The organism is Ruegeria sp. CL5 (genome assembly GCF_056536485.1).
In genome coordinates this window covers 246,897-269,243 of the sequence record NZ_JBQFPS010000005.1, presented here as the reverse complement: position 1 = coordinate 269,243, position 22,347 = coordinate 246,897, and the positions used below count along the sequence as shown (strand labels likewise).

At 53.0% G+C, this 22,347-nt stretch carries 22 protein-coding genes; 10 read left to right on the top strand and 12 right to left on the bottom strand.

All coding sequences use genetic code 11. The features are described from left to right. Positions 1-88: 88 nt before the first annotated feature. Positions 89-574 (bottom strand): hypothetical protein, encoded by a 486-nt coding sequence (locus tag ACR0IU_RS11255; RefSeq protein WP_480716309.1) that lies wholly within the window; start codon positions 572-574, stop codon positions 89-91. A 1,208-nt stretch (positions 575-1,782) separates the two neighbouring features. Between ACR0IU_RS11255 and ACR0IU_RS11250 the strand changes: the two genes are divergently transcribed. Further along, positions 1,783-4,431, top strand: a complete 2,649-nt coding sequence (locus tag ACR0IU_RS11250; RefSeq protein ID WP_480716308.1) for an AsmA family protein — start codon at positions 1,783-1,785, stop codon at positions 4,429-4,431. A 307-nt stretch (positions 4,432-4,738) separates the two neighbouring features. After that, complete coding sequence (locus ACR0IU_RS11245; RefSeq protein ID WP_170544884.1) at positions 4,739-5,008, top strand: HlyU family transcriptional regulator; 270 nt, start codon at positions 4,739-4,741, stop codon at positions 5,006-5,008. Between the two features lie 427 nt (positions 5,009-5,435). On the opposite strand, the gene ACR0IU_RS11240 is transcribed toward ACR0IU_RS11245, so the two are convergent. From ACR0IU_RS11240 to ACR0IU_RS11195, 10 genes are all read right to left on the bottom strand, one after another. After that, positions 5,436-6,554, bottom strand: coding sequence for a cytochrome-c peroxidase (locus tag ACR0IU_RS11240; protein ID WP_480716307.1), 1,119 nt, complete (start codon positions 6,552-6,554; stop codon positions 5,436-5,438). A gap of 8 nt (positions 6,555-6,562) precedes the next feature. Then, on the bottom strand, positions 6,563-6,736 hold the full coding sequence (locus tag ACR0IU_RS11235; RefSeq protein WP_480716306.1) for a hypothetical protein: 174 nt from the start codon (positions 6,734-6,736) through the stop codon (positions 6,563-6,565). A gap of 200 nt (positions 6,737-6,936) precedes the next feature. After that, positions 6,937-7,743: an amidohydrolase family protein gene (locus ACR0IU_RS11230; protein ID WP_480716305.1), complete on the bottom strand. Its 807-nt coding sequence runs from the start codon at positions 7,741-7,743 to the stop codon at positions 6,937-6,939. A gap of 21 nt (positions 7,744-7,764) precedes the next feature. Next, positions 7,765-8,631, bottom strand: a complete 867-nt coding sequence (locus tag ACR0IU_RS11225; RefSeq protein WP_170475505.1) for a dioxygenase family protein — start codon at positions 8,629-8,631, stop codon at positions 7,765-7,767. A 10-nt stretch (positions 8,632-8,641) separates the two neighbouring features. Continuing rightward, positions 8,642-9,946 carry a TRAP transporter large permease gene (locus ACR0IU_RS11220; protein WP_319546337.1) on the bottom strand — a complete coding sequence of 435 codons (1,305 nt, stop codon included), beginning with the start codon at positions 9,944-9,946 and terminating at the stop codon, positions 8,642-8,644. Then, positions 9,943-10,494 carry a TRAP transporter small permease subunit gene (locus ACR0IU_RS11215; protein WP_170475503.1) on the bottom strand — a complete coding sequence of 184 codons (552 nt, stop codon included), beginning with the start codon at positions 10,492-10,494 and terminating at the stop codon, positions 9,943-9,945. Before ACR0IU_RS11215 ends, ACR0IU_RS11220 begins: the two co-directional genes overlap by 4 nt. A gap of 30 nt (positions 10,495-10,524) precedes the next feature. Further along, entirely contained in the window at positions 10,525-11,598 is a 1,074-nt protein-coding gene (locus ACR0IU_RS11210) for a C4-dicarboxylate TRAP transporter substrate-binding protein (protein WP_480716304.1), read from the bottom strand. 33 nt (positions 11,599-11,631) lie between these two features. Further along, positions 11,632-12,087 (bottom strand): OsmC family protein, encoded by a 456-nt coding sequence (locus ACR0IU_RS11205; protein WP_480716303.1) that lies wholly within the window; start codon positions 12,085-12,087, stop codon positions 11,632-11,634. Between the two features lie 18 nt (positions 12,088-12,105). Then, the gene (locus ACR0IU_RS11200) at positions 12,106-12,771 is read right to left on the bottom strand and encodes a malonic semialdehyde reductase (protein ID WP_480716302.1); all 666 of its coding nucleotides are present in this window, start codon (positions 12,769-12,771) and stop codon (positions 12,106-12,108) included. Continuing rightward, entirely contained in the window at positions 12,768-13,652 is an 885-nt protein-coding gene (locus ACR0IU_RS11195; RefSeq protein ID WP_480716301.1) for a fumarylacetoacetate hydrolase family protein, read from the bottom strand. The genes ACR0IU_RS11200 and ACR0IU_RS11195 overlap by 4 nt, the downstream gene beginning before the upstream one ends. 84 nt (positions 13,653-13,736) lie before the next feature. On the opposite strand from ACR0IU_RS11195, the gene ACR0IU_RS11190 reads away from it, so the two are divergent. The 6 genes from ACR0IU_RS11190 to ACR0IU_RS11165 all read left to right on the top strand — a co-directional run bounded on the left by ACR0IU_RS11190 (position 13,737) and on the right by ACR0IU_RS11165 (position 19,564). Next, a complete protein-coding gene (locus ACR0IU_RS11190) occupies positions 13,737-14,123 on the top strand; it encodes a YciI family protein (protein WP_170475494.1) in 387 nt (128 codons plus the stop codon). Between the two features lie 51 nt (positions 14,124-14,174). Continuing rightward, a complete protein-coding gene (locus tag ACR0IU_RS11185) occupies positions 14,175-14,831 on the top strand; it encodes a GntR family transcriptional regulator (protein WP_480716300.1) in 657 nt (218 codons plus the stop codon). A 1-nt stretch (position 14,832) separates the two neighbouring features. After that, entirely contained in the window at positions 14,833-16,131 is a 1,299-nt protein-coding gene (locus ACR0IU_RS11180) for a malonyl-CoA decarboxylase (protein ID WP_480716299.1), read from the top strand. After that, positions 16,128-17,651: a malonate--CoA ligase gene (locus ACR0IU_RS11175; RefSeq protein ID WP_480716298.1), complete on the top strand. Its 1,524-nt coding sequence runs from the start codon at positions 16,128-16,130 to the stop codon at positions 17,649-17,651. Before ACR0IU_RS11180 ends, ACR0IU_RS11175 begins: the two co-directional genes overlap by 4 nt. An 89-nt stretch (positions 17,652-17,740) precedes the next feature. Next, positions 17,741-18,628: a YghX family hydrolase gene (gene yghX / locus ACR0IU_RS11170; RefSeq protein WP_480716297.1), complete on the top strand. Its 888-nt coding sequence runs from the start codon at positions 17,741-17,743 to the stop codon at positions 18,626-18,628. Positions 18,629-19,219: 591 nt separating this feature from the next. After that, positions 19,220-19,564, top strand: coding sequence for a GNAT family N-acetyltransferase (locus ACR0IU_RS11165; protein WP_480716348.1), 345 nt, complete (start codon positions 19,220-19,222; stop codon positions 19,562-19,564). 250 nt (positions 19,565-19,814) lie between these two features. Here the strand turns inward: ACR0IU_RS11165 and ACR0IU_RS11160 are convergent, their stop codons facing one another. Next, the gene (locus tag ACR0IU_RS11160; protein WP_480716296.1) at positions 19,815-20,729 is read right to left on the bottom strand and encodes an AraC family transcriptional regulator; all 915 of its coding nucleotides are present in this window, start codon (positions 20,727-20,729) and stop codon (positions 19,815-19,817) included. A 141-nt stretch (positions 20,730-20,870) separates the two neighbouring features. Here ACR0IU_RS11160 and ACR0IU_RS11155 point away from each other — a divergent pair, with 141 nt between their 5' ends. Further along, positions 20,871-21,701, top strand: coding sequence for an SDR family oxidoreductase (locus ACR0IU_RS11155; protein WP_480716295.1), 831 nt, complete (start codon positions 20,871-20,873; stop codon positions 21,699-21,701). A gap of 180 nt (positions 21,702-21,881) precedes the next feature. After that, positions 21,882-22,346 carry a (2Fe-2S)-binding protein gene (locus ACR0IU_RS11150; RefSeq protein WP_480716294.1) on the top strand — a complete coding sequence of 155 codons (465 nt, stop codon included), beginning with the start codon at positions 21,882-21,884 and terminating at the stop codon, positions 22,344-22,346. The last annotated feature ends 1 nt before the right edge of the window (position 22,347 follow it).

Below are 22,347 nucleotides of genomic sequence, written 5' to 3'. Positions count from 1 at the left end.
TGCACCCTAACAAGAAAGAAAGCAATATCCAGCGATTACATCCAGTTGGCGATTGTGAATACTCCTACCTCTTTAAGTTCATCCGGCCCTAGCTGCCAAAGGGCCAGCTGAAGATGTCTCCTATATTCTCTATGATTGCGGCGAGGAGCACCACACCGGCGATCAGTGCTGCGATGAGCCAGATGAATTGGAACGTGATAGCCGCAAACCCAAGGCTTGCGCCATAGGCTGGATAGCGCCAATTCTCCCGGCGCAGACCGGAGATTAGCGACAGTACCAGAGCCACAACACCCAGTACAGGACCGACTATGGCTAGGTACATCCAGTAGTTCGTTTCTTCCTCGACAGGCAGAGTGTCTTCCAATCCACGCAGGCTAAACCAAGCGGATCGCCCGATATCGCGTGCAATCTCGCCGATCTGGCTTCCCACGGAGGGAGCGGGCTGAAGGCTCGGATAGACGATGTGAATGAACACGGCGAAAATACCGAGACCGCCGGCGAGCACGGCCCAGAGGCCGAAGGTATAGAACGGATGCGGCGCCAAGCCTTGTTTCATCGCGGAGTTCACAGTCATTCAGGTCGTATTACTTGAAATTGGGGCAAGAGCGTGGCGGACGTTAATATCTGTCCACCCGGACCATTCCAAGTGGCCAATCATTTTGGCGTCAATCTCGGCTGGTCGTTGCTACGAATGGAAGCACGTGAAACCCTCCCGAGTAAAATTTTATGCGATTTCTGCACAAGTGCATCAAAGCGAACGTCACCGAACCGTCAGTTAGAGCGGGCCACCCGATGAAAGTGACCCGTTCCTCCATAGTATTTGACTTTTGCGTGTCTTCTAACCCACCAAGTTGAACACTGTTTCGTCCCGCCTTGCGGTCTTCGTCGATCCGGATCTCGAATGGCAGGTTTCGTGACCACCGCATGAATTGCAACGTCACTGCGAACCGCGAACATCGCTGTACGTGCGTAAAGTGAAGCGATCTCTGGTTGAGTGAACAAATCCCCTGCGTACCAGACAAACCAGCACTTCAGTCCGAGATATCAGTCATTGATCCTGTGCGCGGAGAACGTCTGTTTCGAGCCCAAAGTACAAAATGCTGCGAGCTGCTCAGATGGCAACAACGCGCAGAAATCGCGCTTTGCAAAGCCTAGTGGCGTCCTTTTAGCGGTCGCTCAAAAGGATCTTGGTGAACGTCTGCTTTCCGCCGAAACCGGAGGCTAATGCAAAGAGGAGCGAATGACTGCTAAGCAGACGAAGCCGCCATCCGGAACTTTGATGCTGACCTCACAGTTCATCTAAGTTGCTCCAAAACACTCTAAGGCAAGGACTGGCATCATAATCAAAGTATGCCTTCGTTACCGACCTTCAAAGCGAAGCTTATCCCTCTTGTTTTTTTGTTTAGCAATCTCGTCGCGTCATCTTTGTTTGATGATTTCATATTTAGCAGTTATTGAATAAATGAAGGGTATCGAAAGAACCCTGCTTTTTGTCGGTTGGAGGGTTAGACGGACCCATGTAGTCAGTACTCTTGCAACGTGTCCGTTTTGACAAGTTTAACTCACTTCAAGCCAACTGTTTAGTAACTGGGCAAGCAGCAAAAAAACAGAAAGAATACCGTCTACTCATTTATCAGCGGTTCGATGAAATCGGCAAGAATACCAACTATGCGATCAAGATCATTCAAAGTTCAGTACATTTGCAGACCATATATTCCATTAACTTAATGATTTAATGATCTAGGCTACCCACGGGATGAACCGGAAATTTGGGAGAAGAACTTGCGATACGCTGCCAAGGGTATAATGATCTGCTGCACCGTCGCGTTTGTCGCTGTGATAGCGGCTTGGCTTTTTTTGTCTTCTGCGCTGTTTTCCTCTATCAGAACATCTTTCGTGGAGGATCTGATCTCCAAGAAACTTGGTCAAGAAGTTAAAATCGAAGATGAGGTACGTCTGGGGTTCGGTCGGCAATTGCAAGTATCCGCGGCGGGGTTGGTATTACCCGGTTTTCAGAATGCTGATGTGAACCTTGCAGCGGTCGACGAGCTTGAGTTCCAGGTTTCAGCGCGCGACTTGTGGAATAGTAAACTCTCGCTGAGTGGTCTTTCGCTCTCTGGCGTTCACTTGAACTTGCTAACAGACAAAGACGGTGTCGGAAACTGGCGGTCCATCTCCCAATCGGAAGTTGAAGTCGGGAAACCTGCTAAACGTACAAATTTGTCTTTGGTTGGAATTCTATCGGACCACCAAATCGACCTGACCGATATCACCGTTCTCTATCAGAGTGATCTAAACGGGCTTGCACTGGATTTACAGCTTCGCAAACTGCTCTTAACGCGTGATACGGAAACCGATGTTGCGACCGCAGTTGGGGAAGGTGCGCTAAATGGAGAGAGGTTTGAATTGAACGCGGCATTCCCTGCGGAGAGCCCTTTTCAGATAGCGATGAAATTCGAACAAATTGCGATTGCCGCCGTGGAAGTCCCTCAAGAGAGCGGGCTGCAAGTGAAGACGACCTTGGAGGTTGCCGAACTCGGCCAGCTTCTCGATATCCTGAAACTCAACCGTGTTTTGGAAGGCACAGGTAATATTGGTGCAACATTCGAAACGGTCGATGGTGTTGCCCGTATTGATGACCTGAGTGTTTTGACGGAATTGGATGGCGGGCAAAGCCTCTCGCTGACGGGACAAATCGGAGAGTTGGGGAACCCGGAAGACGTATCGCTGACAACCCGCATACGTTTGTATCCTGAAGATGCTGAACCAGCCCCGGCAGCATCACGTTATGATCTAAAACTCATCGCAGTCGACATGGTCATCGACAGCACGCCCGGCCAAGTTCCGCAGCGGCAAATGGTCATTGAAACCAACGGGTTCACATTGGACACGTCTGGTGAAGGACCGCCCCCGATTAAGTTTTCCGAGCTTTCCAGAACACCCGAAGGCGCTTTGAGGGTCGGGAGCATCAACCTGAGAATTGGGAACCCCGCTAACCCGTTTATCATTTTGAACGGTTCGGTCGATGACGCGTTGCAATTACAAGGCATATCGGCCGAAGGGTTAATGGATATACCGGCAAGCAGCTTGGTCTCACCGGAGCTTCTGGGACCGGATGATCAACTTGGTAGATTTTCCGGCGACTTTCATTTGAACGGCGATATCAATCAGCTATCGCTGACGAATTTGGATGGCAAGACAAGCGAAACGGAACTTTGGAACCTCGAGGTGCATGGCACTGTCAAAAATGTACTCAAATTCGAGAACCTGGATTTGGCAATAGATGTCGAAGTCCCCTCTGGAGCGGACCTTTTAGAAGCCCTATCGCTTGAACGGGTGGAAACTGGGCAGGCTAGCTTTGAAATTGGCCTTGTCAGCGAAGGAACCGATTGGAATGCGAATGCCAAAGTCGAGGTTGCCGACTCTGTCCTGCAATTTGTGGCCGATCTTGATGATGCAACGAGTGACCCTGTACTACAGGGGTCGATAGAGAGTGACCTGATAAAAATTGATCAGATCCGAACTATCGTTCAGGCGGCCGCGCAGTTGCGGAAGATCGGTGGATCGGAGCCTGAAGAGGAAGAGATCAATCAAGAAATCGGCGACACCGGCCCTCTAAGAGATGTGACACTGAAACCTATCGGGCGTTCAATTCTTCTGTCCGGGATGGATATGGATGTTGATATTGATCTTCGGCATATCGAGGGGGCTAAAGGTATCAGCAGTTTGCAAAGTGAACTGACGCTCAACGAAAATGAACTCAGGGCCGGACCTTTGAAGTTTGAATACGGAGGCGCTCATTTCGACGTCAGCGGGCAAATGGATCTATCGAACGACGCTCATCTGCTTACGTTGACCGGCAAAGCAGGCGGCTGGCAGCTGGATGAAATTCTTCACAGCCTGAACTTCAAAAAGGGCGCAAGCGGTACGATCTATGCAGATTTTTCTGCAACCGGGGGAACCGATTCACCCAAGCATTTTGCAAACAGCATGAGCGGCAATGCCACAGTTTCGATGCGTGACGGCTCAATCGAGACCCAGCTTTTGGATCTGGCAGGTCTAGGGGTGCTACCTTGGGTGTTTACTAAGGAGAAACAAAAGGTTGCCCCAATTGTGTGTCTGCGGGCGCCGATTAGTATTTCTAATGGAAGTATTTCGACGAAACAAACTACCTTGGAAACTGATCATGTCCAAGTAGTCGTCTTTGGCGATGTCAATGTGGCGGGCAAAATGTTGGACCTAAATCTGCAGCCCCGTAAGATTGGTGAACCTCTGTCGAAGAGCCCCTGGCCAGTCACGTTAAAAGGCTCACTAGCTAAGCCAAAAATCAAGGTCAAAGACGGTCCGAATCGACTGAAACGATCGGACGGTGCTAATAAAATGCCGGCAAAAAGAAAACTATGTGTTCCTGATATTTTGCAACTGCAGTAGCGGTGAAAGCGGTCAGCGAAATACAAGTCTAGAGTTCAGAAAGACAGGCTATGCTTCCGAAAAGCGATTTCTGCTTTGGGCTCAAAGCGGTCGTTGGCGGCGGTGTGTTAGAATGGCGATTTTGGACCGTCCGTGTAAGGGAGAGTGGTGCGGGGGAATGGGCTTTTATCGCGGAGCTGAACGTATTAGGCAACGCAAAGAGCGTGCCAACGGATCGAAGACAAATGTTTTGGTAGCACGACATGCTTCACGCCTGTCCTAAGCGGCGCTAGTCTCCGGTCATAGCAACGCTGAAAGGAGCCGCCCAATGTCCCTCTTCTCTAAACTCTTCGGTGGTGGTGAAAAGTCGGAGCTGGAGCCAGTCTCTTACAGAGGGTTCGAAATCTTTCCGGACCTGATGCCCGAAGGTGGCAAATACCGCCTTTTAGCGCGTATCGAAAAGACCATCGACGGAGATCGCAAGACCCATACAGTGATCCGGGCGGATGTATTTGAAACCCGGGATCAGGGCGAAAGCTTCAGCATCGCAAAGGCGAAACAGGTGATTGACGAGCAGGGCGAACGCATTTTCGATTAAGCAAACAAACAGCCTAATGTATTCTATGTAATCGACGGATGTCCCGCAAAGTAGACATCCGCCCCGATTTGGCGAAAGAAGGCCAAGCAGTCATTGGCAGTCTTAGATACCCGATACATGCAGCAGCAATCTGGGTCCCAATTTCGTCTATTTTACAGCCTGTGCGAACCTGTTGCTTTTACAGCATGCAATTGGGGGCTGAAGATATGTGGAACCTGGAACAGTTTGTGGCGGACTGCCGGACCGCAGTGGATCAGGACGCGTCTCACAAATCGGTGGCTGAGGTGGTCGACCGGACGATGCGCGATCCGTGGGCGCGACGCAAGCCTTGGGAGAGCCGACCGAAAGCGGTATCTTTGCCTAATGCGGACCGGTGCCGTGTCAGAGGACCATTTTCTGCAGTTCCCTATTGGCGCGGATCAGTTCGCTAATCGTCTTGCGCCTTGGACAGCGTCATCAAAAACGCAACTAAGTCTTCAATCTCTTGCTCAGACGAATTCAATTGCGAGAGAATGGCTTCACCGTCGGCGTGCAGCCTTTCCGTATTGATTTTGCTGTAATGCCGGATCACAGCGTTCAGATCCCCTAGGCTGCCGTCATGCATGTACGGTGCGGTTTCAGCCACCCCACGCAGGCTGGGCGTGCGGAAGGTTCCAAAATCAGCGTGGCTCCGGCGTACATTTCGAACGGCCCAAGCACCTTGCTTGTCCGGATCGTCATTCCAGACGCCGTCCAGTGTATAGGGGCTTGAGAGCAAAAAGTTCAATCCACCAAACCGACCTTCGTCAACCTCGGTTTCATTCAGAAAATATGGTACACCGGCATCGTGGAACTCATTGTTGGAAAACCTCGGGCCGTTGTGGCAAAACACGCAATTCCCGCGCCCTAAAAACAGCTGAAGACCTCGCTGGGCTGCTTCGGGGTAGTACGCGGCCGCTGCAAAATCTTGATCCTCCAAGGCATCGCGAAAATCGTCGAACTGAGTCCGGTCGGTAACCAAAGTCTCCAAATAAGCCGAAAGAGCTTTTGCGGTATTCACCAGAACAAGCTCTGGGCCTTGATCTTGGATGACGCCAAAAATAGCTTCAAAGTCATCAATGTAGGCACTTTCAGAGATTGCTGTTTTTAGGCTTTCGGGGCTGTGCGCCATCTCTTGCTCTTCGATGATCGGATGCAGGCTGGCTGCCCAAAGGTTATCGCTTTTGCCACCCCACCCATACCAGCGGAGTCCGGCCAGGTTCCGCAGTGATGGAGTGTTTCGGTCTAACAGTACATGGCCGAGCGCCCGCGCCTCCGACGTAGTAAACGCCTGTTCAGGATCATGACAACTTGCACAAGAAAATGCACCGTCGACGGATAACAACGGATCGTTGAATAAGGCCTCTCCGAGCGCGATCGCTCTGGCATTATTCGAAATCCTATTGCTTGGGTCCGACTGGAAGGATGGTGGCCACGGTCCAAAAGTCAGCGTTTGTTCAATTTCGTCAGCAGACAGCAAGACTTCGGCACGCACTGCGCCGGTCAGGACCATTAGCGCCGCTGTCATCCACAGCTTCATTTCAACGCAATTTTTGACGTGTAGTAAATTGATTGATCATTGATGTCGACATCAACCTGCAGCTCCCACAAACCCGGCATGTGAAACAGCATATCATCAACGCGGAACGTTCTACCGTCCAACGCGGTAACCTTGGGGGTATAGTTCATACCGTGTTGATGAGCGGGCATGATTGCATCCACGCGCATTTGGCCCACGGCAGTTTCACTACAAACTGAAACCAGCAAGGAAAACGGTTGAGCCAACGGAATTTCATCAACAGACAGATAAACCTCGGGTGCGTTTTGAACCTCCGAATTCATACGTTGCCCAGTTACGTCACAAGCAAAAGCCGCGCTGGACCAAATCAGAAACCAGACAGCGCAGCGGATCATTCTGATGCCAGCAAACGTTCGGCATTGGCATAGGCGATGTTGTCCGCAATCTGGTCCGGCAGCAAATCCAACCATTCACGCGAAAAATCGGCATGAGGTCCTACGTAATACCAACGTTCCGGCGCAAATGTATCCGTACCGACCATGAAACGATCCGGATGGGCTTCGAAAGCCGCCTTCCAATCCGGGTCGATACGGCCTCGTGAGGCCATGTCCGAACGAAATGCCAAGTCGGCCCAAAGCCTTGGATAGGTGTCCAGCGCGTCAACAACACTCGCCGGATCATCAAAGCCAGAGTGCGCCCACAAGACCCGAGCCTCCGGCCAGGTTTCGAAGATCAGGTCAACTGCCTCTCGATCACCATGGTGATGCAGGATGAGGTTCCGCTCTTTGGCTAGTGCAATCATACGTTGGATGACCGGCGTTTTGATATCGTCGCCGTAAGCGTGAAACTCACCGATGGCTTCATACTTGTTCATTGCCAGATTTGCTTCCAGATACTCGATTACGGTTTCATCGTGCATCCAGGTGTTGATTTCACCGCGACGCCGGTAAGGGCGCAGTGCCGGAACAACAATGTCCGGTGCCGCGGCCAACAACAGCTGAGTACCATTGTCATCAGAGCTGGAGACCAGGGCTTTACGAACGCCCGCATCTCGAAGGAATTTGGCCACCTGTTCGGGAGGAACCAGTTTGACGGCATCGTGGCTGTAATGAATATGCGCGTCAAAGATCGGGCGCTCTTCTGCGATAGCACTACTGCAAATCAGCGCGGCACCAAATATGAAGATATGTTTCAGCACCTCAAGCCTCCTCAATATCGTTCAGACTTTGGCAAGCTTCACATCGAACTTCACGTGCAAGAAAGGTTCAGTGATCTTACCAGAAAGCTCCATGCCATCAGGAAATTCTGAAACTGGCCTTTCAACATAGGTCATCACCAGATCATCCCGAACACCAAACACTGTATCCTGATCCAAATAAGGATCGTCGTCGGGGAAAATCTCAGTGACCAAAGAACGGTAGCCAGGAGCTTTGACGATATAGTGCAGGTGCGAAGGTCGCCATGGATGGCGGCCGCAGGCGCGCAGGATATCCCCGACAGGCCCATCTGACGGTACCGTGTATTCAACTGGCTTGACGGTCGTGAATGCATACTTACCGTCGTCACCGGTAGTCATCAGACCGTGAAAAGAATAGGTGTCCTGTTCTTCGTCCTGGCTTGCATACATTCCATTCGGTGCGGTTTGCCAGATATCCAGCTCTGCACCGGAAATCGGATTACCATCGGTATCCCGGATCACGCCTTCAGCAAGCAGCACAGGTCCACCGTAGTGGCGCTTCATATCCCCGCCGAATGGCAGAGGCGGCGCGCCAGAAACATGGAAAGGGCCAAGTACGGATGAGCTTGTTGCATCAGAACTTGAATGCAACATGTCAACCAATGACGAAAGGCCCAGCACATCTGAGGCGAGCACGAATTCATGCCTGTCCTCAGTTTCCACCGCAGCGCAGCCCTCCAGAAACGCAATCCCAGCGCGCCATTCGTCATGCGTCAGGTTGGTTTCTCGGGCGAAATCGTGGAGGTGTTTGACCAGAGACCCCATGATTTCTCTCATCCGCGGATCGGTGTCCTTGGACAGGTATCCCATGAACACGTCGGTGATATTGTCTTTGGTGACAGAGCGCATCTGGGCCTCCTTAAATCAGGGCAAGGCTGAGGATCGGGAATTCGATCAGAATGAACAGAACGATCAGCATCACGAACGCAAAGGGAAGTGCGCCCATGAACACATCCTTGAGCGATATTCGGTCATCGTTGATTGTCGATTTGATGACGAAGCAAGATATGCCCAAAGGTGGGGTCAAAAGTCCGATTTCGGCGCCGACAACAGTGATAATGCCAAACCAGATCAACGACATATCTAGTGCCTCGGCCATGGGCAGAAACAGCGGGACAACGATCAGAATGATGGACGCTGTATCGAGTAATGTTCCCAGAAAAAGCATCAAAAGGACGTAGAGCAGCATGATCGACCAAAAGGACGCTGAATTCCCCGCAAGCAAGTCCTGCAACTGATTGGGCAGCCCGGCCAGTCCCAGCATGCGGCTGTAAATCGAAGCTGCCGTAATCAGGAACAAAATCGCCGCTGTAATGTGACCGGTTTCCAGCAACGCGTCCCAGAACGCTCTTGGTGTCATGGACTTGCGCACGACTGCGATAACGAGCGCAACCAGTGCCCCGGCGGCCCCCGCCTCGACAGCGGTTAGCCATCCTGTGTAAATGCCACCGAGCACTACCGTGATAATGAACAATGTGGGCAGGGTCTTAGATGCGATCTCGCGACCGGACATCCATTCGGTGTCTTCGACGACCCGGCCGCCCACAAATGCAGGTTTGAAACGGCCCATCAACCAGATCGCGCCCACATAAGCTATCGCCAGCATGATACCGGGTATTACTCCCGCCAGAAACATGTCCCCTACGGACTGTTCAGCGACAAAGGAATAGATGATCAGCATCGCCGAGGGCGGAATAATCATCCCCAAAACCGACGACCCGGCCACAACCCCAACCGCAAAACGTGGATTATATGCCTGCGCCATCATCTGTGGAACCGAGACCTTTGTGAACACTGATGCGGACGCAATGGACGACCCGGTAACGGCCGCAAACACGGCATTTGCTCCGACGGTCGCCATTCCGATACCGCCTTTGACCTTGCGAAATCGCATGGTCATGACCTCGTAAATATCCCTGCCTAGTCCCGCTTTTGAAACGATGAGCCCCATAAAGGTAAACAGAGGGATTGTCGCGAAACTGTATTCCATCGCGCTGTCGCCCACCGCAACCTTCAGCAAGTTGAGCGCAAGCGTGAAGTTGTCCCGCATCAGCCAGATCGACACGAAGGAGACCACGCCCAAAGCAATCGGAATGTAGACGCCCGCGTAAATCAGAAAGACTATGGCAACGACCGAGATCAGGCCAATCTCAATCGGCGTCATTCTGCGGCCTCGTCATGCTCTGGGGTGCGAATAAGTTGCGGGCGGTCCTGCGCCGTGACGACCTTGAGCAGGAAGATCACGCAGGCAAGCGCAGTACCGCACGCGATGACCAGTTTGACCGGCCACCAAGGCAATGTGAAAAGACCGGGCACTCCGAAGTAGTCCTGTGTTTCCCACATGTGAAGAAATTCTGGGAAGGTTACATAGGCGATCAAGGCCATGAAGATTGCCGAAATGGCGTTGATGATGCGCCTCAGGTTAGCTGTCAGACCGGGGCGACGATGGTGTAGCAGGTTCAGAAACCCATCTGAGCGCGTCAATCGATCCACTCTGACAACGTCGGCCAGCTGCAGGAACACGATCATCACGACCGAGAATTGCACCATCTCATAAGTTCCACGCAATGGGGCAGAGAACAGGCCACGCGCAATGACATCGACATTCAGAATGACCACCAACGCAAGGACGACGAGCGTACCCAAGGCGTTGGCGGCGATTGCGAGCGAATTGGCGACCCGCGAAAGGCCAGCAACTGCGGTCTTCAGCATGAAAGGCCCCTTTCGTGGATCGCCAGACAGTTATTCAGCCGTCCAGTCACGCACGCCGGTGAATCCGGCATCCTGAAGCTTGCCGAGATAAGCGGCCAGCATCTCTGTGCCCTGCTCACCGTTATCGTTCAGCGTCGCAGCCCATTCTTGCGCGACATTCGGCATGGCGTTTGCCCAGGCGGCACGGTCTTCGTCCGAAACCTCAACGATTGTTCCACCCGCTTCAACATACGCATCCCGCGAAGCAGCGGCGCGGTCCATCGCGATGCCGGCGACATGGTCACGGTAGTCGATGGCGACGGCCTTCAACACGTCTTTGACTTCGTCCGGGAGGCTAGCCCAGTAGTCGGCATTGACGGTGATGGTCTTGGAATTCACTGCTCCCAGATCAGCCTTGAGCATGTACGGCGCTACTTCCGCGATCTTAAACGTCTTTGCGGCTTCGGGCCAAAGCATGCCGCAATCGACGAGGCCGGTTTGAAGCATGTTGTAGAAATCGGTTAGTCCCCCGCGTACACCGGCGGCATCCTTGATCCCTTCAAGATAACGCAGGTTCAGGCCAGCTCCCGCGATTTTGCGGCCCTCAAGATCGGCAACCGAAGAAACAGGTTCCGTGCAGAAGATTTGATAGGTGTCGAGAACAACGCCGGTAGCAAGATAAACTTGGTTCTGCGCAGCAAACTCGTTCTGCATCGCAGGGTATTCGCGCGCGATTTCATCCACTGCCTTAGCCACGGCACGGGAGTCCGACGCCACGAAGGGTGTCGATCCAGATATGCCCTGGCTGGGCAGCTTAGAAGAATGAAAGATGGTTGTGACGATACCTATGTCGCCAAGGCCAAGCTGAATCCCTTCCAGAACACCTTTCGGCTTGACGATCGAACCGCCGTAGTTCTCTTGCCAGCTCATCTTGTAGTTGCCGGAATCGGCCAACCGCTTGTTTACTTCTGGAATGAAGAAGTTGGTGAATTCTTTCACCCACAACGCGCGGTCGGGATAGCCATCAATTACGACAGCAGAGATGGTCTCTTCTGCCGCGAGGGGCATCGCCATGGCGCCCGCCAGAGCAGCGCCCACTAGGCTGCGTTTGGTCCAGTTTTTCATTTCTCTTCTCCCAGAAAGTTAGGTCTTTTGTCTTTATTTGTTTGTTTTGACCCAGTTGACGGTCAGGTCAGTGCCTGCCGCTTCGAACAGTTTTGCAATGGCGCAATACTTGGCTGTCTCCTCGCCCACGCGTGTCAGCTCCTCCTGACTGGCGGGTGTCTCACAATTCACGGTGAGTTCGATTTCCGGAAACGGAACATCAATCTCCTCTTCCATCAGGACACCGCGCCGATCCAACCTGCATTTCGCGTCAATTGTCACAGTGCCGAGGTCAACCTCCAACCGATGTGCGTTCTTGTGCCCGATGACATTCGTACAGGCGATCAGGGCTGCCATTGCGGTTTCGGTCGGAGACGGACCAAGATTTGTCCCGCCGCGTTCGACGGGTTCATCGACAACAACATCAAGATCGCGAATTGGTATCTCAGTCCGCGCATGAGTGGGGCATTGAGCTGTCGTGCGGTAAGTCACGAAGGGTTTCACTTTCATAGCCACAGCGTCACCTCCTCATGCATAAGAGCAAACCTTTTCGAATGGAAAACGTGGAAGCTTCTGGAACAATCCGGTCTCGTCCGCGTAGCCTAGATTGCAAAGAAAATTGGACTTGAGCGTCGTGCCGGCGAAGAACTCCTCATCGACGGTCTTGTTCGAAAAACCTGACATGGCGCCGACGTCCAACCCGACAGCCCGGGCCGCAATCATGAAGTAAGCGCCCTGAAGCGTGCCATTTCGAAAGGCCGTGTCTGCCACGTAGTCGGGCTTGTTTTCGAACAAAGGCCGACGGTCTTCGTGCGGGAAAAGAAAGGGCAGTTCCTTCCAGAAGTCCATGTCATAGGCAATGATCGCAGTGACCGGCGCATCCATCATCTTTGGCACATTCTTCGGCTTCAAAGACTTTGCAAGCCGCTTTTTCCCTTCGGGACTTTTCACGAAAATGAAGCGCGCGGGCAACGTATTCATGCTGGTCGCGCCGTTGATCGTGATGTCATAGATCTCTTCAAGTATGTCGTCAGAAACAGGCTTGTTGGTCCACGCGTAGTGCGATCTGGATTGGCGCAGGATCAAGGCGATCGCGTCATCCGACAAGCGTGGAATGCGCTTGCGCAGATCGCGGTGATCTTGCTGCGCCTTGGCACGAAGTGCCTCCAGCTCTGCTCCGGTTGGTGCGCTCATGCTGCAGCCACCTTGGACTTGGCGTCCTTTTCGTCAATGATTGGGCTGGCGCAGATTCCGATGCCTTCAATCTCGACCTCAACGGTTTCGCCGGGCTTCAACCAACGGGGATTGGGCTTTTTGGCGTGTCCGACACCAGGCGGCGTACCTAGCGCAATCAGATCCCCCGGCTCCAGAGTGGTATATTCCGAAATCGTCGCGATGACCTGACGGACACCCCAGATCATATTGGCCGTGTTCGAGCTTTGCAGGATTTCGTCACCCACACGGCTTTCGATCTTCAGACCTGATGCCCCTTCGGGCAACTCCTCCGGCGTTACGGTAAATGGACCAATCGCGCCCGTATCATCAAAGTTTTTGCCGGGCGTCCACTGAACGGTTTTGCGCTGATAGTCCCGCAGCGAACCATCGTTGAATACAGTGTAGCCAAAGACATAGCCCAGTGCGTCCTGCTCCGAAATATGGCGGCCGCGTTTTCCAACGATCAGCATAAGTTCGGCTTCGTAATCGAGCTTCTGGGAACAGGCAGGCCGTACCATAGGTTGCCCTGCCGCCATGATCGAATTCTTCCCGCGCATGAACAGCGTCGGATATTCCGGGATGTCATACCCGCCTTCCTTGATGTGGTCCGTGTAGTTCAACCCCATGCAAATGATCGTTCCGGGAGCAGCAACGGGCAATGCCGGAGTGATGGAAGACACGGGCACACTGTCTGCCGCGTCAATTTTGCTGGCAAGTGAGTCGGCCAGTTCAGGCTTGGCTATCAAACCCATCAAATCCGAACCGACGGCAGGGTCCAAAGCCGTTAGATTCACTGCGTTTTCACCGTCTACAGCAAAAACCGCTGTGCCTTCCGAAGTCTCTCCCACCAGGTATTTCATTTTCACCATCCATGTCAGTTCGCTTGATTTTTGCCGACTATTTTGCCATATGTCAAATAATATCGATATTTTTGGAGACAGCAAATGGTTGCTTGGGCAGACTACAAATCAGAAGCAAAAAGCCGCGGTGCGCTTGCTTTGGAGCTTTACGTCGCGCTGAGCACGCCAGCCAAAGCGCCGGGTGATGTAAAGGCGTCACTGCCTGATCACTTGGCGTATCAGACGCAGCTGGAACGTTTGGGGCAGCTGGCTTTTGCAGGCCCCATGTCGGATGAAACCGGCGAGCATATGCAGGGGATGGGACTGATCATCTATCGCGCCGACAGCCTTGAATCCGCCCGGAAGCTGGCCGAAGACGATCCGATGCACAAAAGTGGGGCACGTAGTTTTGTACTTCGGCGCTGGTTGATCAACGAAGGCTCGCTGAACCTTTCAGTTGGTCTATCGACTGGAACGAGTGCCTTCAGTTAAGTGCACTCAAGAGTATTTGCCGCGAAATAGGAACAGTCGGATATGGACGCCATGCTTGATACTGAGGGCAAAGAGACATCAGCCACTCATGGAGCGTATCGAAGGCTCCGCGAAATGATCCTGACCGGAGAATTACCTCCGGGACAAAAACTCAAGATCGAACAGCTTCGCGGGCTTTTGGACACTGGCGCTAGTCCAGTTCGGGAAGCGCTTAGCCTTTTGACTTCGGACATGTTGGTCGAGCGGATTGATCAGCGCGGATTTCGGGCAGCGCCAGTCAGCAAGTGTAACTTTGAGGAAATCCTTCTGCTTCGATGCAACCTTGAAGAAACCGCATTGCGCGCTTCCATCGCCAATGCGGATGCGGCCTGGGAAGACCGGCTTGTCTTGCGTCACCATCATATGAAAAAGGCCAGCCAGAACGGGGCACAAGACTTTGAGGACGCTCACAAGGCGTTTCATATGGCCTTGTTGGACAATTCGAAACTGCCGTTGCTGCTGCGGTATTGCTCGCAGCTTTACGACCTGAACATTCGCTACCGCTATCTGGCGGCCGGCGGGTCGAGTTACAAAAAACGAGACATCACCGCCGAACATCAGCAAATCTTGGACGCCGCATTAAATCACGACGCAGACGGCGCAACTCGGCACCTAATCGATCACTACCGCCGAACAGGTGAGTACCTTAGCAGCCAGATGGAGCCCTGAAATGCAGCAGAATTGGTTTCTGGGTGATCTACTAAACCAATTGCTGGACCGTCCCGACAAAAGGCGTGGCAAGGATGACAAACGGTCCATTTCCGAACTATGTGAGGCGCTTTTATCTGCGGAAGGTGAAGTTTCAGGATTCACGCTCGCGTCTACGATCCTTGAGCGCTACCACACTCTGAATGATGCGGAGAAACTAGACTTTTTTGTCTATTTGAATGACCAACTTGAGTTGGACGCAAATCAGCTTTCTGAAGCAGCCCGCCTCTACGCCAACAACAAAAGCATCAAACTTTATCAAAGGCTTAGTGAAGCTTCAGAGCCACGGCGGCAAGAGTTATTGCGACGACTGAACCAGCCGTCTGGTGCGACGCAGGAACTTGTAGCCATGCGCGTTGATCTGCTGCGCTTTCTCAAATCCAAACCGGAACTCAAGCGAACGGATATCGATTTCGTCCATTTATTGCGCAGCTGGTTCAACCGAGGCTTTCTTGTCCTCAAGCAAATCAGCTGGGACACCCCTGCCCGCGTTCTGGATAAGATCGTCGCCTATGAAGCGGTGCACCAGATCAACGATCTGGACGATTTGCGTCGAAGGCTCTACCCGCCAGACCGTCGTTGTTTTGCGTTCTTCCACCCCTCGATGCCAGATGAGCCACTGATTTTTGTTGAGGTCGCTCTGACCGCTGAAATCCCGAATGCAATAGATACGCTTCTATCCGAAGCACGAGAACCGATCGAAACCGAGCAGGCAAAGGTCGCGGCGTTCTATTCCATTTCAAACTGCCAAAAGGGTTTGGCGGGCATCAGCTTTGGGAATCTATTGATAAAGCAGGTTGTGACCGAGCTTTCGCGGGAGCTTCGCGGGCTTGATACCTTTGTGACATTGTCGCCGATACCGGGGCTAAACCGGTGGCTGTCTGGTGAAGCAGACAACCCGGAACACGGGCATGCCGCCGAGGCCGTGCTTGCAGAAACAGCAACACCGCAGGACGTGCGCGCGATGGCCGCCCGGTACTTGATGTTCGCCAAGCGCGAAGATGGAATGCCGCTTGACCCTGTGGCGCGCTTTCACTTGGGAAATGGTGCCGAGCTTCATGAACTGCATGCCCAGGCAGATCAGTCGCCAAACGGACGCGCCCAGTCCGGAGGAGCGATGGCCAACTACCTTTACGATTTGAACAAAACAGAACGTATCCACGAAGAATTCGCGACACGTGCCACGATCCAAGCCTCGCGTTCAATTCGCGCGGCTTCAACTGCGACGCTTGCGGTAAAGCCTAGGGAAAATACAGCGTGACTAATACACTTTACGACAGTTTGTTTGCCCGCCATGAGGGCAACACGGCTCCATTCCTGCAACTCGAAAATGGCCAGGTGGTCGCTTATGATGCGTTTCTGCAGCGCACCGCGCAAATCGCGCATGTCTTGCAGAACAGCGGAGTTTCCCCCGGCGGTCGCATCGTTGTGCAAGCGCCCAAGCAGGCCGACACGATTGCGCTCTATGCCGCTTCGGTTCAGGCAGGTGCTGTCTACCTGCCCCTAAACACTGCCTATACCATGGCAGAGTTGGACTATTTCATCTCTGATGCGCAACCTGCGTTAATCGTTTGCGACAGCCACGACAAAGCTGAATTCGAACAATTGGCGACCCGGTCTGGTGCAAAGCTGCTGACCTTGGGTGGCGAAAATCCAAGCTTGAGCCGCGAAGCGGACGCACAGCCTTGTGTATTCGAAACCGTGGATCGCGCGCCGGAAGACCTCGCGGCGCTTCTTTACACATCAGGTACCACGGGCCGGTCCAAGGGCGCGATGCTCAGCCACCGAAACCTGCTGTCCAATGCCCAAGCGCTTGTGGATTTGTGGGGTATCACTGACGCTGATCGCTTGATTCACGCGTTGCCCATATTTCACACGCACGGGCTTTTCGTGGCGATGAACACATCACTACTCGCCGGTTCCAAAGTGCGGCTGATGAAAAAATTCGACACTGGTATGATCTTGGAGGAATTGCCCCACTCGACCCTTCTAATGGGAGTCCCCACTTTCTATACCCGATTGCTGGCGGATGACGGTTTCACCGATGAGATCACAGAGAACATGCGTCTGTTTGTTTCCGGCTCAGCCCCGTTGCTGGCAGAAACCCATGTGGCGTTCGAAACGCGCACCGGCCACCGCATCCTTGAGCGCTACGGTATGACCGAGACGAACATGAACACCTCTAACCCTTATAGCGGTGAGCGGCGCGCGGGAACTGTTGGTATGCCTCTACCCGGCACCGAGGTGATCGTAACCAACCCTGAAACTGGAGAACCTCTGCCCCAGGGCGAGGTCGGAATGATCGAAGTGCGTGGCCCCAATGTTTTTCAGGGCTATTGGCAAATGCCCAAAAAAACGGCTGAAGAGCTTCGAGAAAATGGATTTTTCATCACCGGAGATCTGGGCCAATACAGCGAGGATGGCTACCTGTCGATTGTAGGTCGGTCAAAAGACCTGATCATCACTGGTGGTTACAACGTCTACCCCAAAGAAATTGAAGACGTTTTGAACGATGTCGATGGCGTTCAGGAATCGGCGGTCTTCGGGGTTCCCGACAACGAATTTGGAGAAGCAATTATTGCTGCTTTGGTTGCCGAGCCCAGAGCACAGCTTCAGGTGGAACAGATCGAGTCGATCATCAGAAACAAACTGTCGCGATTCAAACATCCTCGCCGCTACGAACTCGTCCAAGAGTTGCCGCGAAACACTATGGGAAAAGTTCAAAAGAACGTGCTGCGCGAACGGTACGCGAACAAGGAACTTTCACCGGCGGTATCTTAGGAAGCCCATCCAGACGCTCAATCAAATCAAGACCGTCAGATCGGATACTACCCACCCTTCAGACTGCCAAACTCATCAGGAGATCCACAATGACTCGCATGACGGCAAAAGACTTCGACCAGGAACTTCTGGACCTGTATGACTTTTACGCGCACGGCAAGATCACCAAGCGCCAATTCCTGGACCGCGCAGGCAAGTTCACGGTCGGCGGCGTGACAGCGGTCGCGCTGCTGAACATGCTCAGCCCGAACTACGCGATGGCTCAGCAAGTGTCGTTCAACGATCCCGATATCCACGCGGACTACATCACCTACCCTTCACCGAATGGAACCGGTGATGTTCGCGGCTACCTTGTCCGACCCGCCGGCGTTGAAGAGCCCCTGCCCGCGGTATTGGTAATCCACGAAAACCGCGGCCTTAACCCCTACATCGAAGATGTGGCGCGCCGATTGGCGAAGGCCGGGTTTATGGCACTGGCCCCCGACGGTCTGACGTCAGTGGGAGGGTACCCAGGCAACGACGCGGATGGGCGCGAGCTGCAAAAGACAGTGGACCGGGTCGAATTGATGAACGATTTCTTCAATGGATTTGAATACCTATTGAACCGAGATGATTGCACTGGAAAGGTCGGCGCTGTTGGTTTCTGCTACGGCGGCGGTGTGGTCAGCGCAATTGGTGTGGCCTATCCCGAACTGGCCGCTGGTGTCCCGTTCTACGGGCGCCAGCCAGCAGTTGAGGATGTGGCCAAAATTCAGGCGCCGTTGCTTGTTCAGATGGGTGAGCTTGACGATCGCATCAACGCGGGCTGGCCAGATTTTGAGGCCGCCCTGCAGGCCAACGACAAGGTATACGAGGCCTATATCTACGAAAACGCCAACCACGGTTTTCATAATGACAGCACGCCACGCTATGACGAGGAGATGGCAAACCTGGCCTGGGACCGCACAATTGAATGGTTCAAAACCTATCTGGAGTAATTGGGGTTTGCTGCGAAGCCATTCTTGCGTTGATATCGCTTTGCCGACGCCCACAATGCACCGAGAATAATTCCCAGAAAGCCCAAGCATTCTAACTTACTTAGTAAGATGGATCGCTATGAGCCCTAGGCCCTAAAAGCAAGGAAAATTGAGGCGGAGCTAGGAAAGCTCAAAGAAAGTGGGCGGTTCAATGGTAACTCAGTGCTCCTGCCACGATTTTGGATCAGTCGTAAGGCTCAAATCAAATTGAGCTGATATTTGACAGCAACTGATCTTAGCTTTGCAACTGTTTTTGTAGTGGAAAGCAGGTTTGACTTGGGGTGCCAACCTAGCGCTGTGTTTCTCTCAAACTCGACGTTGATCTTGCCTATTGCACTCATTGCTGCTTTGGCTCTGAGGTCCACAAAGAATCACTTCTTCCGAAAGCAAATGTGCGAGTTTTTCGGAATAAATAGCGAGGAACAATTCACTTTTCGCAGCGTTACGGTTGCCGATCCCGAACTGCTGTTGGACTGGCAATCGCGTCCTCATGTCAGAGAATGGTGAGATTCTACCGAGCCCGATGCTGCCAAGGACTTCGATGACGACCGGATTGCTAGGTGGATACTTGGTTTTTCCGATCAACCCTTTGCATACATTCAAGACCATACCGTTCATGGTTGGGATGATCATCATTTCTTCGATCTGCCTAACGGATCGCGCGGCATTGACCAGTTCATTGGCGAATTTGTCATGATTGGAACCGGGTACGGGCCGCACTTCATAAGCCAAAGGGTCAAAAAACTTTTCGAAGAGGTCGTACCGGTGATCGCCACCGTTTCGCACCCGGAAAACGTTCGCACGATTGCTGCATACAGGAAAGCAAGCTTCAAGGATTTGCGTCCTGCTGAGGAAACTCCCTGGGGTTTACTCCTTCCTATGGCCATTTACCTTTAGACGGGATAGTCCCATCCTCGGTTTCGTCCGAATTGCGGTCATGACGGTACGTCACCACAAATGGCTGGTCTCGCAACCATTGGGTGACTTGTCGCGCCACAAAAAAATCGCGAACATAGTTGAAGCGGTTTTATGTGAAGCGATCTCTGGTTGAGTGATGGCCGTTCAATGGAACAAGTAAGAAAGGCTGCCGCGCGGACGAAGCAGCCATCGAATGCGTGATGAGCCAATGCTTCGACACAAGCTAGAGCTATTCCGCCAGAACTCTCCCTTCGAGTTTTTGAGCGATTGGAGACAAACCGAATTTTCTTGAAAACTCTCGGCTAAATTGCGTCGGGCTTTCGTAGCCTACCTCGTATGCAGCGGCTGCGACGGATAGGCCGTTAGACGACAACAACCTCCTGGCTTCCAGAAGGCGGAGATCCTTTTGGTACTGCAACGGTGTGGTGGCGGTCACGGATTTGAAATGCTCATGGAACGCAGAAAGACTCATTCCGCACTCCGATGCCAACTCGGGAACCGCAATGTTTGTTTTGAAGTTGTTGCGAATGATGGCAATCGTTTTCGAGATCCGGGTAGCCGGGCTGCCGTGGAGCAATAATTGCCGCAACGTGCCACCGTGCTCAGCGCGTAAAAGTCTGAAATGGATCTCTTTTAACACCAGAGGAGCGAGTGCATGTGCTTCCACCGGGTCTTTGGATAGTCGGAATAAACGGTCCATTGCGTCTATTAGTGCAGTATCGGATGCCGCTACATTCAAAGAGCGTATGTCGTGGTCCACTTCATCAACGCCGCCGATTTCATCATAGAGGCTACGAGCGAGCGCAAAGTCGAGCCGCAACGCAAGCGCCGCATAGGGGGCGTCAGGGCTTGCCTTGATCACAGCCGCTTCCACCGGAACTGCGTGGCTTACAATCAAGGCGTCGCCGGCTCCGTAGCGAACCACGCGGTCGCGCATGTAAGCTTCCTTGGCACCTTGAAGTACCAGGCACATGATCGGTTCATAAAACGATGCCGCGCATTCTGTGGTTTCGACGTTCGCGATTGCATAAAGTCCATCAACGCCGGTTTCACATCCCGTGCCAAGGCTCCCAGCATTTTCAACATGACTGAAAACCTCGTTGATCAGAGTTTCTGGCACCATTAGGGCATCTCCTTTGCTCAAGAATTATAGGCTCCTAGCAACTGTGTGGAACACAAAAGGCTATGCGACCGGAGAAATAGGCAGATCATTTGGACGATCGGGCACGGCGCTCATTGGCTACGATGCTATCTGGGAGGAATATTAGATGAGGAATCCTCTCGCATGACCCAGACCATTTTGATTACCGGTGCTTCGTCAGGCATAGGTAAGGAAACCGCAAAGTTGTTCGCCGACCGCGGATGGAACGTAATTGCGACAATGCGTGCACCGGAAAAGGAGGAGGATCTGACGGGAAAAGACAACATTCTCGTCACACGACTCGATGTGACGGATGCTGCGTCAATCGAAGCAGCCGTGGCGGCCGGGATCGATAGATTCAACAAGATCGACGTGTTGATGAACAACGCAGGATACGGCGCATATGGTCCGCTTGAGGCGTTTCCAATGGACCGCATCCGCCGGCAGTTCGACACCAATGTAATCGGGTTGCTGGAAACGACAAAGGCCCTTCTGCCGCATATGCGTGCCAATCGGTCAGGCACGATCGTCAATATCTCTTCGATTGGTGGCCAGATGACTTTTCCGCTTGGGACGTTGTATCACGGTACGAAGTTTGCCGTGGAAGGCATTTCCGAAGCCCTGCACTACGAGCTTGAAGCTGCGGGCGTCAAAGTGAAGCTCATTGAACCTGGAATGATCGCGACCGAATTTGGTGGACGCTCGTTCGACTTCGTCAACGATGAAGAAATGACGGAGTACCAGCCAGTAGTTCAAGCTTTGTTTGCTGCCTGGGGTAGCGAGGAAATGAGGTCACGGGCGTCTCCGCCGAGTGTTGTGGCTGACGTCATCTGGGCCTCAGTGACCGATGGCACAAACACTCTGCGCTACCGCGCCGGCGCGGATGCGGTTGAGCTTCTGAACAGCCGAAAAGCCCTGGATGACGAGGCCTTCATCGGTGGGATGAAAACACAACTAGGTTTGCAATCCAGTTGAGGGCACCGGTCTCGTGACGACTAGTCCAGTCTACACAAAGAAGGATGACCATACCGATTGGGGCTCTAAATGACGCGCAATAAGAGCGCAGGATCCGGTGACTACAAGAACGGCCTGACTGAGAGACAGCGAAGTTTTCAAACGCGAACAGTCCACCGACGAAAAGGAAGATAGATAGCCATGGCAATATCACTAAAACTGAATGGCCAGATGCGAACGGTCGAGGCCGAACCCGGAACGCCGCTGCTTTGGGTGATCCGGGACGAACTCAAGCTGACTGGAACCAAATTCGGATGTGGCGTTGCCTCTTGTGGAGCATGTACCGTGCATATTGACGGTCAGCCAGTGCGCTCCTGCCAAACATTTATTGAGGATGTTGAGGACGCTGAGATCACCACAATCGAGGATATGGAAAATGACAAGGTTGGATCAGCCGTGCAACAAGCCTGGCTCGAACTAGATGTTGTGCAGTGTGGCTACTGCCAGTCCGGTCAGATCATGAACGCCGTTGGTCTTTTGCGCGAGAACGCCAATCCGACCCCTGAAGAAGTCGACGATTACATGTATGGCAACGCGTGCCGCTGCGCTACCTACCAACGCATCCGTGCAGGTGTTCTGCGCGCGGCTGAGATTTTGGAGGCTTGAA